This is a genomic window from Pseudomonas coleopterorum (assembly GCF_900105555.1).
Lineage (GTDB): Bacteria > Pseudomonadota > Gammaproteobacteria > Pseudomonadales > Pseudomonadaceae > Aquipseudomonas > Aquipseudomonas coleopterorum.
This window is the reverse complement of record NZ_FNTZ01000001.1, coordinates 4652688-4664754: the sequence shown is the minus strand read 5'-3', so window position 1 is coordinate 4664754 and position 12067 is coordinate 4652688. Positions and strand designations below refer to the sequence as shown.

The 12067-nt window shown below is 59.9% G+C and carries 14 protein-coding genes; all 14 read left to right on the top strand.

All coding sequences use genetic code 11. The features are described from left to right. The first annotated feature begins 1 nt into the window (after position 1). The 14 genes from rsmG to BLV18_RS21000 all read left to right on the top strand — a co-directional run bounded on the left by rsmG (position 2) and on the right by BLV18_RS21000 (position 12065). Positions 2-640, top strand: a complete 639-nt coding sequence (gene rsmG, locus BLV18_RS21065) for a 16S rRNA (guanine(527)-N(7))-methyltransferase RsmG (protein WP_090361652.1) — start codon at positions 2-4, stop codon at positions 638-640. A gap of 18 nt (positions 641-658) precedes the next feature. Then, entirely contained in the window at positions 659-1450 is a 792-nt protein-coding gene (locus BLV18_RS21060; protein ID WP_049860453.1) for a ParA family protein, read from the top strand. Positions 1451-1458: 8 nt separating this feature from the next. Continuing rightward, positions 1459-2331, top strand: a complete 873-nt coding sequence (locus BLV18_RS21055) for a ParB/RepB/Spo0J family partition protein (protein ID WP_056844842.1) — start codon at positions 1459-1461, stop codon at positions 2329-2331. A 148-nt stretch (positions 2332-2479) separates the two neighbouring features. Continuing rightward, a complete protein-coding gene (locus BLV18_RS21050) occupies positions 2480-2887 on the top strand; it encodes a F0F1 ATP synthase subunit I (protein ID WP_043192037.1) in 408 nt (135 codons plus the stop codon). A 16-nt stretch (positions 2888-2903) separates the two neighbouring features. Then, positions 2904-3773, top strand: coding sequence for a F0F1 ATP synthase subunit A (gene atpB, locus BLV18_RS21045; RefSeq protein WP_049860451.1), 870 nt, complete (start codon positions 2904-2906; stop codon positions 3771-3773). A gap of 134 nt (positions 3774-3907) precedes the next feature. After that, positions 3908-4165 (top strand): F0F1 ATP synthase subunit C, encoded by a 258-nt coding sequence (gene atpE / locus BLV18_RS21040; protein ID WP_002555987.1) that lies wholly within the window; start codon positions 3908-3910, stop codon positions 4163-4165. A gap of 57 nt (positions 4166-4222) precedes the next feature. Next, positions 4223-4693, top strand: a complete 471-nt coding sequence (locus BLV18_RS21035) for a F0F1 ATP synthase subunit B (RefSeq protein WP_043192045.1) — start codon at positions 4223-4225, stop codon at positions 4691-4693. Between the two features lie 12 nt (positions 4694-4705). Next, the gene (locus BLV18_RS21030) at positions 4706-5242 is read left to right on the top strand and encodes a F0F1 ATP synthase subunit delta (protein WP_043192047.1); all 537 of its coding nucleotides are present in this window, start codon (positions 4706-4708) and stop codon (positions 5240-5242) included. A 21-nt stretch (positions 5243-5263) separates the two neighbouring features. After that, positions 5264-6808, top strand: coding sequence for a F0F1 ATP synthase subunit alpha (gene atpA / locus BLV18_RS21025; protein ID WP_049860450.1), 1545 nt, complete (start codon positions 5264-5266; stop codon positions 6806-6808). A gap of 50 nt (positions 6809-6858) precedes the next feature. After that, a complete protein-coding gene (gene atpG, locus BLV18_RS21020; protein ID WP_043192052.1) occupies positions 6859-7719 on the top strand; it encodes a F0F1 ATP synthase subunit gamma in 861 nt (286 codons plus the stop codon). 27 nt (positions 7720-7746) lie between these two features. After that, on the top strand, positions 7747-9123 hold the full coding sequence (atpD, locus tag BLV18_RS21015; protein ID WP_049860449.1) for a F0F1 ATP synthase subunit beta: 1377 nt from the start codon (positions 7747-7749) through the stop codon (positions 9121-9123). 42 nt (positions 9124-9165) lie between these two features. Further along, positions 9166-9591 carry a F0F1 ATP synthase subunit epsilon gene (locus tag BLV18_RS21010; RefSeq protein ID WP_043192055.1) on the top strand — a complete coding sequence of 142 codons (426 nt, stop codon included), beginning with the start codon at positions 9166-9168 and terminating at the stop codon, positions 9589-9591. A gap of 112 nt (positions 9592-9703) precedes the next feature. Next, a complete protein-coding gene (gene glmU / locus BLV18_RS21005) occupies positions 9704-11071 on the top strand; it encodes a bifunctional UDP-N-acetylglucosamine diphosphorylase/glucosamine-1-phosphate N-acetyltransferase GlmU (protein ID WP_090361648.1) in 1368 nt (455 codons plus the stop codon). Between the two features lie 226 nt (positions 11072-11297). Next, positions 11298-12065 (top strand): DeoR family transcriptional regulator, encoded by a 768-nt coding sequence (locus tag BLV18_RS21000; protein ID WP_043192059.1) that lies wholly within the window; start codon positions 11298-11300, stop codon positions 12063-12065. Positions 12066-12067: the final 2 nt, after the last annotated feature.

Below are 12067 nucleotides of genomic sequence, written 5' to 3'. Positions count from 1 at the left end.
CATGGTCACCGAACAACACCGCGAAGAGTTGTCCACAGGCGCCCGGCAATTGGGTGTCGAATTGTCCGAAGGCCAGCGCGAACAGCTGCTGGCCTATCTGGCCCTGTTGATCAAATGGAACAAGGCTTACAACCTGACGGCAGTGCGCAATCCTGACGAGATGGTGTCACGGCACCTGCTCGACAGCCTGAGCATTCTTGCGCACCTGGGTAATGCCCAGCGCTGGCTCGATGTCGGCAGCGGCGGTGGCATGCCGGGTATTCCCCTGGCGATCATGTTTCCCGAGAAGCACATCGCCACCCTCGACAGCAATGGCAAGAAGACCCGTTTCCAGACGCAGGTGAAGCTGGAACTGGGACTCGCCAATCTGCAGGTTATCCACAGCCGCGCAGAAGCGTTCGTACCCGAGCAGCCCTTCGACGGCATCGTTTCCCGCGCCTTCAGCAGCCTGCACGACTTCGCTCACTGGACACGCCACCTGGGCGACAGCGATACGCGCTGGTTGGCGATGAAAGGGCTGCATCCGGCCGACGAACTGGTAGCATTGCCAGCGGACTTCCACCTCGATAGCGAACACGCCCTGGCCGTACCCGGTTGCCAAGGCCAACGCCATCTGCTGATACTGCGCCGCACGGCATGATTGGGAACACGAGCACTAATGGCTAAGGTATTCGCGATAGCGAACCAGAAAGGTGGTGTGGGCAAGACCACCACCTGCATCAACCTCGCAGCATCGCTGGTCGCGACCAAGCGCCGCGTGCTGCTGATCGATCTCGATCCGCAGGGCAACGCCACCATGGGCAGCGGTGTGGACAAGCATGCGCTGGAAAATTCGATCTACGACGTGTTGATCGGCGAGTGCGACCTGGCTCAGGCCATGCATTTTTCCGAACACGGCGGATACCAGTTGCTGCCTGCCAACCGCGACCTGACCGCGGCCGAGGTGGTCCTGCTGGAAATGCAGATGAAGGAAAGCCGTCTGCGCAGCGCGCTGGCGCCGGTGCGTAACAACTACGATTACATCCTCATCGACTGTCCGCCATCGCTGTCGATGCTGACCCTCAATGCGCTGGTGGCCTCCGATGGCGTGATCATCCCGATGCAGTGCGAATATTTCGCCCTGGAGGGATTGAGCGACCTTGTGGATAACATCAAGCGCATTGCCGAGTTGCTCAATCCGGACCTGAAGGTCGAGGGTCTGCTGCGCACCATGTACGACCCGCGCCTGAGCCTGATGAACGATGTCTCGGCACAGCTCAAGGAGCATTTCGGCGATCAGCTGTACGATACGGTGATCCCGCGCAACATTCGTCTGGCCGAAGCGCCCAGCTACGGGATGCCGGCGCTGTCGTACGACAAATCATCACGCGGCGCGCTGGCCTATCTGGCACTGGCCGGCGAGATGGTTCGTCGGCAACGTCGCCAATCTCGCACCGCTGCAGTCATTTAAGGATTCCAATGGCCGTCAAGAAACGTGGTCTCGGACGTGGACTGGATGCGCTGCTCAGCGGTCCGACCGTCAGCTCGCTCGAGGAGCAGGCTGTCAAGGTCGACCAGAACGAGTTGCAGCACCTGCCGCTGGACGTCATTCAGCGGGGCAAGTATCAGCCGCGCCGGGACATGGACCCGCAGGCGCTCGAAGAGCTGGCGCACTCGATCAAGACCCAGGGCGTGATGCAACCGATCGTGGTACGGCCGGTGGCCAACGCACGCTTCGAGATCATCGCCGGCGAACGTCGCTGGCGTGCCGCGCAACAGGCTGGCCTGGAAACCATCCCGGCCATGGTCCGCGATGTGCCTGACGAAGCGGCGATCGCCATGGCGCTGATCGAGAACATCCAGCGCGAAGACCTCAACCCGGTGGAAGAGGCCATTGCCCTGCAGCGTCTGCAACACGAGTTCCAGCTGACGCAGCAGCAGGTCGCCGATGCGGTGGGCAAGTCGCGGGTCACCGTGGCCAACCTGTTGCGCCTGATCGCGCTGCCTGAAGTGATCAAGACCATGCTGTCCCATGGCGATCTGGAAATGGGCCATGCGCGCGCATTGCTCGGTCTGCCGGATGAGCAGCAGGTCGAAGGCGCGCGACACGTTGTCGCACGAGGCCTCACCGTTCGGCAGACCGAGGCCCTGGTTCGCCAGTGGTTGAGCGGTAAACCCGAGCCGGTGGAACCAGCCAAGGCCGACCCTGACATCACCCGGCTGGAGCAAAGACTGGCCGAACGCCTAGGCTCTGCGGTGCAGATCCGGCATGGGCAGAAGGGAAAAGGCCAGTTGGTCATCCGCTACAACTCTCTGGATGAGTTGCAAGGTGTGCTTGCACACATCCGCTGAAACAATTCCTTGTGTAGCGCGCAGTCGGAAATCACTACCCGGCAGTTGAATAGGGGAGGAACCGCCCCTATACTCTGCGCGCATTTTGTCGGCACAATTTATGCCAAGTTACGGCTTATGGCACGTCGACCATTGAGGAGTCGTCACGATGGAAACCCGCACGCCAAACCGCCTGCCGTTCCATCAGTGGGTCGTTTTCCCGATGTTGTTGGCGCAAGGTGTCGTCGTGTTGCTGGCAGCTCTGGTGCTGTGGCAATGGCTCGGGGCGGTCAGCGGTTATTCAGGACTCTGCGGGGGCCTGATCGCCTGGTTGCCCAATCTGTATTTCGCCTGGAAGGCTTTCCGGTTCACCGGAGCCCGGGCCGCACAAGCCATCGTCCGGTCGTTCTACGCCGGCGAGGCAGGCAAGCTGATTTTGACGGCAGTGCTGTTCGCACTGACGTTCGCAGGAGTGAAACCACTGGCGCCGCTGGCTGTATTCGGCGTCTTCGGGCTGACCCAGCTGGTCAGCTGGTTCGCACCCCTGCTCATGAAAACAAGACTTTCGAGACCTTAGGGCGTTTGAGGCAACCATGGCAGAAACAACCGCTTCGGGCTATATCCAGCACCACTTGCAGAACTTGACCTTCGGTCAGCTACCAGAAGGCGGCTGGGGCTTTGCCCACACCGCTGCAGAAGCCAAGGAAATGGGTTTTTGGGCGTTCCACGTCGATACACTCGGCTGGTCGGTTGCCCTGGGCCTGATCTTCATCCTGATCTTCCGCATGGCAGCCAAGAAGGCGACGTCCGGCCAGCCGGGCGCCCTGCAGAACTTCGTCGAGGTTCTGGTCGAGTTCGTCGACGGCAGCGTGCGTGACAGCTTCCACGGCCGCAGCGCGGTGATCGCACCGTTGGCGCTGACGATCTTCGTCTGGGTGTTCCTGATGAACGCCATCGACCTGATTCCGGTCGACTGGATCCCGATGGCCGCGGCCTGGATCTCCGGCGACTCGCACATCCCGTTCCGCGCCGTGTCGACCACCGACCCGAACGCGACACTGGGCATGGCCCTGTCGGTATTCGCGCTGATCATCTTCTACAGCATCAAGGTCAAGGGCATCGGCGGCTTCATCGGCGAACTGACCCTGCACCCGTTCGGCAGCAAAAACATCTTCGTTCAGATCCTGCTGATTCCGGTGAACTTCCTGCTCGAATTCGTCACCCTGATCGCCAAGCCGATCTCGCTGGCGCTGCGACTGTTCGGCAACATGTATGCCGGCGAGCTGGTGTTCATCCTGATCGCCGTGATGTTCGGCAGCGGCCTGTTGTGGCTCAGCGGCCTGGGCGTCGTGCTGCAGTGGGCGTGGGCGGTGTTCCACATCCTGATCATCACGCTGCAGGCATTCATCTTCATGATGCTGACCATCGTCTACCTTTCGATGGCTCACGAAGAAAATCATTAAGGCCCGCCTGGCGAGTCTGATGTCCCTCGCGCCCAGGCGCGAGGGAGGTCCACACGGGCCGAAACACCGGTTTGTAACACCGCTTTAAAACCTAAAAACCAAGCAAAAGACGACGTAAAAAGTCGGGAGGAAAGATGGAAACTGTAGTTGGTCTAACCGCTATCGCTGTTGCTCTGCTGATCGGCCTGGGCGCACTGGGTACCGCTATCGGCTTCGGCCTGCTGGGCGGCAAGTTCCTGGAAGGCGCTGCTCGCCAGCCAGAAATGGTCCCAATGCTGCAAGTTAAAATGTTCATCGTCGCCGGTCTGCTCGACGCCGTGACCATGATCGGTGTTGGTATCGCTCTGTTCTTCACCTTCGCGAACCCCTTCGTTGGTCAACTCGCTGGCTGATCTCTCGAACCTTCGAGTGGATTGGTGTGATGGACAAAGAACGAGCGAGGTGTTGGCGTGAACATTAATGCAACCCTGATTGGCCAGACCGTTGCGTTCTTCATTTTTGTGCTGTTCTGCATGAAGTTCGTGTGGCCTCCGGTCATCGCGGCTTTGCACGAACGTCAGAAGAAGATCGCTGATGGTTTGGACGCTGCCAGCCGAGCAGCTCGCGACCTGGAGTTGGCCCAAGAGAAAGTGGGTCAGCAACTGCGCGAAGCGAAAGCTCAGGCAGCCGAAATCATTGAGCAGGCAAAGAAACGCGGCAACCAGATCGTCGAAGAGGCCGTTGAAAAGGCCCGTATCGACGCTGACCGCGTGAAAGTGCAGGCTCAAGCCGAGATCGAGCAGGAACTGAACGGCGTCAAAGACGCGCTGCGTGCCCAACTGGGCGTGCTGGCCGTAGGCGGTGCCGAGAAGATCCTGGGCGCCACAATCGATCAAAACGCGCACGCGGAGCTGGTTAACAAACTGGCTGCTGAAATCTAAGCGAGGGCGATCATGGCAGAACTGACCACGTTGGCCCGACCTTACGCTAAGGCGGCCTTCGAGCACGCTCAGGCCCACCAGCAGCTGGCCAATTGGTCAGCCATGCTCGGCCTGGCTGCAGCGGTGGCGCAAGACGCCACCATGCAGAGCCTGCTCAAGGCCCCGCGACTGACGAGCGCAGACAAGGCCGCCACGTTCATTGACGTGTGCGGCGACAAGTTCGATGCCAAGGCACAGAATTTCATCCACGTCGTTGCCGAAAACGACCGTCTCCTGCTTCTGCCGGAGATCGCCGAACTGTTCGACCTGTACAAGGCCGAGCAGGAAAAATCGGTTGATGTGGAAGTCACCAGTGCCTTCGCATTGAACCAAGAACAGCAAGACAAACTCGCCAAGGTTCTCAGTGCACGACTCGACCGGGAAGTGCGCCTGCAAGTTGCGGAGGATGCCAGCCTGATAGGTGGCGTCGTCATCCGCGCCGGCGACCTGGTTATCGATGGCTCGATTCGCGGCAAACTCGCGAAACTGGCCGAAGCATTGAAATCTTGAGTTTGAAGGGGCAGCAGAGCAATGCAGCAACTCAATCCTTCCGAAATAAGTGAAATCATCAAGGGTCGCATCGACAAGCTCGATGTGACCTCCCAAGCCCGTAACGAAGGCACTGTCGTCAGCGTTTCCGACGGTATCGTACGGATTCACGGTCTGGCCGACGTCATGTACGGCGAAATGATCGAGTTTCCTGGCGGCGTCTTCGGCATGGCACTCAACCTGGAGCAGGACTCCGTAGGTGCCGTGGTACTGGGCGCCTACACCAGCCTGGCCGAAGGCATGAGCGCCAAGTGCACCGGCCGCATCCTGGAAGTTCCGGTTGGCAAGGAACTGCTGGGTCGCGTCGTCGACGCACTGGGCAACCCTGTCGATGGCAAGGGTCCGCTGGGCAACACCGAGACCGACGCGGTCGAAAAGGTTGCACCGGGCGTTATCTGGCGTAAGTCGGTAGACCAGCCTGTACAGACTGGCTACAAGGCTGTCGACGCCATGATCCCTGTCGGCCGTGGCCAGCGCGAGCTGATCATCGGCGACCGTCAGATCGGCAAGACCGCTCTGGCGATCGACGCGATCATCAACCAGAAGAACTCCGGTATCTTCTGCGTCTACGTTGCCATCGGTCAGAAGCAATCGACCATCGCCAACGTGGTTCGCAAGCTGGAAGAAAACGGCGCCCTGGCCAACACCATCGTGGTGGCTGCCAGTGCTTCGGAATCTCCTGCGCTGCAATTCCTGGCACCTTATGCCGGTTGCACCATGGGCGAATTCTTCCGTGACCGTGGCGAAGACGCACTGATCGTCTACGACGACCTGTCCAAGCAAGCAGTGGCCTACCGCCAGATTTCCCTGCTGCTGCGTCGTCCACCAGGCCGTGAAGCCTACCCAGGCGACGTGTTCTATCTCCACTCCCGCTTGCTGGAGCGTGCATCGCGCGTTTCCGAAGAATACGTCGAGAAGTTCACCAACGGTGCAGTGACTGGCAAGACCGGTTCCCTGACCGCGTTGCCGATCATCGAAACCCAGGCTGGCGACGTTTCCGCGTTCGTTCCGACCAACGTGATCTCGATCACCGACGGTCAGATCTTCCTGGAATCGGCCATGTTCAACTCGGGCATCCGCCCTGCAGTGAACGCCGGTGTTTCGGTATCCCGCGTAGGTGGTGCCGCTCAGACCAAGATCATCAAGAAGCTGTCCGGTGGTATCCGTACCGCTCTGGCTCAGTACCGTGAACTGGCGGCATTCGCCCAGTTCGCTTCTGACCTGGACGAAGCCACCCGCAAGCAGCTCGAGCACGGCCAGCGCGTGACCGAGCTGATGAAGCAGAAGCAGTACTCGCCGATGTCGATCGCCGACATGGCGCTGTCGCTGTATGCAGCCGAGCGTGGTTTCTTGACCGACGTCGAGATCGCCAAGGTTGGTAGCTTCGAGCAGGCCCTGATTGCTTACTTCAACCGCGATCACGCCGACCTGTTGGCGAAGATCAACGTGAAGGGTGACTTCAATGACGAAATCGACGCTGGCCTCAAGGCCGGTATCGAGAAGTTCAAGGCCACCCAAACCTGGTAAGCCGCAGCAGGGGCCGCAAGGCCCCTGCTTGCTAACCTGATAGGTGTTACATGGCAGGCGCAAAAGAGATTCGCAGTAAGATTGCGAGCATCAAAAGCACGCAAAAAATTACCAGCGCCATGGAAAAAGTGGCGGTCAGCAAAATGCGCAAGGCACAAATGCGCATGGCAGCCAGCCGTCCCTACGCGGAGCGTATCCGCCAGGTGATTGGACATCTGGCCAACGCCAACCCGGAATACCGCCACCCGTTCATGATCGAACGCGCCGTCAAGCGCGTCGGCTATATCGTGGTGAGCAGCGACCGTGGTCTGTGCGGCGGCTTGAACACCAACCTGTTCAAGGCCCTGGTCAAGGACATGGCGGCCAATCGCGAACGCGGCGTCGAAATCGACCTGTGCGTGATCGGCAGCAAGGGTGCAGCGTTCTTTCGCAACTTCGGCGGCAACGTCGTGGCAGCGATCAGCCATCTGGGCGAAGAGCCGTCGATCAATGATCTGATCGGCAGCGTCAAGGTGATGCTGGACGCGTACCTGGAAGGCCGTATCGATCGCCTGTCCGTGGTGTCCAACAAGTTCATCAATACCATGACGCAACAACCAACGGTGGAGCAGTTGATCCCGTTGGAGGCAACCCCGGATCAAGAACTCAAGCACCACTGGGATTACCTGTACGAACCCGACGCCAAAGAGCTGCTTGAAGGCCTGATGGTGCGTTACGTGGAGTCGCAGGTGTACCAGGCGGTGGTCGAGAACAACGCTGCTGAACAAGCGGCGCGGATGATCGCAATGAAGAATGCAACCGACAACGCCGGCGACCTGATCAGCGATTTGCAGCTGATCTACAACAAGGCGCGTCAGGCTGCGATCACCCAAGAGATCTCGGAAATCGTCGGCGGCGCTGCCGCGGTTTAACGGTTCAAATATTCAGAGGATCCAGCTATGAGTAGCGGACGTATCGTTCAAATCATCGGCGCCGTTATCGACGTGGAATTTCCACGCGACAGCGTACCGAGCATCTACAACGCGCTGAAGGTACAAGGCGCTGAAACCACTCTCGAAGTCCAGCAGCAGCTGGGCGACGGCGTGGTTCGTACCATCGCCATGGGTTCCACCGAAGGCCTGAAACGCGGCCTGAACGTGCTCGACAGCGGCGCAGCCATTTCCGTCCCTGTCGGCAAGGCCACCCTGGGCCGCATCATGGACGTTCTGGGCAACCCGATCGACGAAGCGGGCCCGATCGATACCGAAGAGCGCTGGGGCATTCACCGTCCAGCACCTTCCTTCGCGGAGCAGGCAGGCGGCAACGACCTGCTGGAAACCGGCATCAAGGTTATCGACCTGGTCTGCCCGTTCGCCAAGGGCGGTAAAGTCGGTCTGTTCGGTGGTGCCGGTGTCGGCAAGACCGTGAACATGATGGAGCTGATCCGTAACATCGCCATCGAGCACAGCGGTTATTCCGTGTTCGCCGGTGTGGGTGAGCGTACCCGTGAGGGTAACGACTTCTACCACGAGATGAAGGACTCCAACGTTCTGGACAAGGTAGCCCTTGTCTACGGCCAGATGAACGAGCCGCCGGGTAACCGTCTGCGCGTCGCCCTGACCGGTCTGACCATGGCCGAGAAATTCCGTGACGAAGGTAACGACGTTCTGCTGTTCGTCGACAACATCTATCGTTACACCCTGGCCGGTACCGAAGTATCCGCACTGCTGGGCCGTATGCCTTCGGCAGTAGGTTACCAGCCGACCCTGGCCGAAGAGATGGGCGTTCTGCAGGAACGCATCACTTCGACCAAGGAAGGTTCGATCACCTCGATCCAGGCGGTATACGTACCTGCGGACGACTTGACCGACCCGTCGCCGGCGACCACCTTCGCCCACTTGGACGCCACCGTCGTACTGTCCCGTGACATCGCTTCCCTGGGTATCTACCCAGCGGTCGATCCACTGGACTCGACTTCGCGCCAGCTGGACCCGAACGTGATCGGCCAGGAGCACTACGACACCGCTCGCGGCGTTCAGTACGTGCTGCAGCGCTACAAAGAGCTGAAGGACATCATTGCGATCCTGGGTATGGACGAGCTGTCGGAAACCGACAAGCAGTTGGTATCCCGCGCTCGTAAGATCCAGCGCTTCCTGTCGCAGCCGTTCTTCGTGGCTGAAGTCTTCACCGGTGCCTCGGGTAAATACGTTTCCCTGAAAGACACCATCGCAGGCTTCAAAGGCATCCTCAACGGCGACTACGACCACCTGCCGGAACAAGCGTTCTACATGGTCGGCGGCATCGAAGAAGCGATCGAGAAAGCCAAGAAACTGTAATCCTGGCGCCCGGCAACGGGCGCTAATCAGGTTGAGGCAAGTATGGCTATGACAGTCCATTGCGATATCGTCAGCGCGGAAGGAGAAATCTTTTCCGGCCTGGTCGAGATGGTGATTGCGCACGGTAACCTGGGTGATATCGGTATCGCTCCAGGCCACGCCCCGCTGATCACTGATCTCAAGCCGGGCCCGATCCGCCTGATCAAGCAGGGTGGCGAAGCCGAGGTGTTCTACATCTCTGGTGGTTTCCTCGAGGTTCAGCCGAACATGGTCAAGGTTCTTGCCGACACCGTGCAGCGCGCTGCCGACCTGGATGAAGCTTCCGCTCAGGAAGCCGTCAAGGCTGCCGAGAAGGCCCTGAACGAAAAAGGCGCAGACTTCGATTACGGATCTGCCGCCGCACGCCTGGCCGAGGCTGCAGCCCAGCTGCGCACCGTCCAGCAGATCCGCAAGAAATTTGGCGGCTGATGCGTCGATTCACTTGCGATTGAGTAAAAGGGTAGCCTCGGCTACCCTTTTTCTTTTTCAGTATTTCCTCCCCGGTCAGCCCGCTGGCCATTCTCCGGATTGGTAGCCGTCCATGTCTCTCGATATCGTCATTCTCGCCGCCGGCCAGGGCACGCGCATGCGCTCGGCCCTGCCCAAGGTATTGCACCCTGTCGCCGGCAATTCCATGCTCGGCCATGTTATCCACAGCGCGCGCCAACTCCAGCCGCAGGGAATCCACGTGGTGATCGGCCATGGCGCCGATGCCGTACGCGAACGCCTCGCTGCCGATGATCTGAATTTCGTGTTGCAGGACAAGCAGCTGGGTACGGGCCATGCGGTCGCACAGGCGGTTCCGGGCCTGAGCGCCGATAATGTGTTGATTCTCTACGGTGACGTACCGCTGATCGAGGTGACGACCCTGCAGCGGCTGCTGCAGAAGGTCAGTGCCGATCAACTGGGTCTGCTCACCGTCAACCTGGCCGACCCCACGGGGTACGGGCGCATCGTGCGTGATGCTGATGGTCAGGTGCAGGCCATCGTCGAGCACAAGGACGCCAGCGATGCGCAGAAAGCCATCAACGAAGGCAACACCGGTATTCTTGCGGTCCCTGGAAAGCGCCTGGCCGACTGGCTGGCGCGCCTGTCCAACGACAACGCCCAGGGTGAGTATTACTTGACCGACGTGATCGCCATGGCGGTCAGCGACGGCTTGGTGGTTGCCACTGAAACCGCTCAGGATCCGATGGAAGTGCAGGGCGCCAATGATCGGCGTCAGCTCGCGGAACTGGAGCGTCACTACCAGCTGCGCGAAGGTCGTCGCCTGATGGCCCAAGGCGTGACCTTGCGCGACCCGGCACGCTTCGATGTGCGCGGAGACGTCACCGTGGGCCGCGATGTCCTGATCGACGTCAACGTGGTGCTCGAAGGCCGCGTGGTGATCGAGGACGACGTGGTCATCGGTCCCAACTGCTACATCAAGGACAGCACCCTGGGCCGCGGCGTGGTGGTCAAGGCCAACAGTCATCTGGACGGTGCCGTGTTGCATGAAAACAGCGATGCCGGCCCGTTCGCGCGGCTGCGACCGGGTACAGTGCTGGAGGCTCGCGCCCATGTGGGTAACTTTGTCGAGCTGAAAAACGCGCGCATGGGCGAGGGCGCCAAGGCCGGTCACTTGACCTATCTGGGTGATGCGGACATCGGTGCCGGCAGCAACATCGGCGCGGGGACCATCACCTGCAACTACGACGGGGCGAACAAATGGAAAACCACCATTGGTGAGGACGTGTTCATTGGTTCGAACAATTCGCTGGTAGCGCCTGTGGATATCTTGGCGGGGTCGACCACTGCTGCGGGTTCGACCATTACCCAAGAGGTGCCGGAAGGGCAGTTGGCAGTGGCGCGGACCCGGCAGCGCAATGTTGAAGGGTGGAAACGGCCGGTGAAGATCAAAAAGCCTTAGTTATCCACAGCACGGTGGTTTTATCACTGGCCTCTTCGCGGGCAGAGGGCTTGGCCGCCCGCCCCGCTCCCACAGTGTCCTGTGTGCTAATTCGTGAGAGCGAGGCGGGCGGTGACCCCTCCGCTCCACGAAGAGATTACAGAAAAGCTTTGCTTCACCATTGACGGACCTTTCATTTTAGGTTTCCATTACCTTCGTTATCTTTCGAAACGAAACTTAGGTCGTCATGTCGAAGCGTAATACGCCTCAACGCCGTCACAGCATCCTCGCCTTGCTCAACGAGCAGGGCGAAGTGAGTGTGGATAACTTGGCCAAGCATTTCGCCACTTCCGAAGTGACCATTCGCAAGGACCTTGCCGCCCTCGAGAGTCACGGGTTGCTCCTGCGTCGCTACGGCGGTGCGGTGACCATGCCTCAGGAGCTCATTGGCGAACCCGGTCCACGCGTCTCGGCCATCAAGCAATCCATCGCCCGTGCAGCCGTTCTACGTATCAAGGAACACGCGCGGATCATCATCGACAGTGGCAGCACCACGGCGGCGATGATTCCGGAGTTGGGCAAGCAGCCGGGTCTGGTCGTCATGACCAACTCGCTGCACGTGGCCAACGCTCTGGGTGCGCTGGAACACGAGCCCGTACTGCTGATGACCGGTGGCACCTGGGATCCGCACTCCGAATCGTTCCAGGGCCAAGTGGCCGAACAGGTCCTGCGCTCTTATGACTTCGATCAGCTCTTCATCGGTGCCGACGGCATCGATCTGGAGCGCGGCACGACGACTTTCAACGAGTTGCTGGGCCTGAGCAGGGTAATGGCCGAAGTCGCTCGCGAAGTGATCGTCATGGTCGAGTCCGACAAGGTCGGACGCAAGATTCCCAATCTGGAGCTGCCCTGGGGCCGCATCAGTACCCTCATCACCGATGATCGTCTGCCGCTCGAAGCGCGCGATCAGATTCAGGCGCGCGGGATCGATCTCGTGCTCGCCGCTACCAGCTAGGA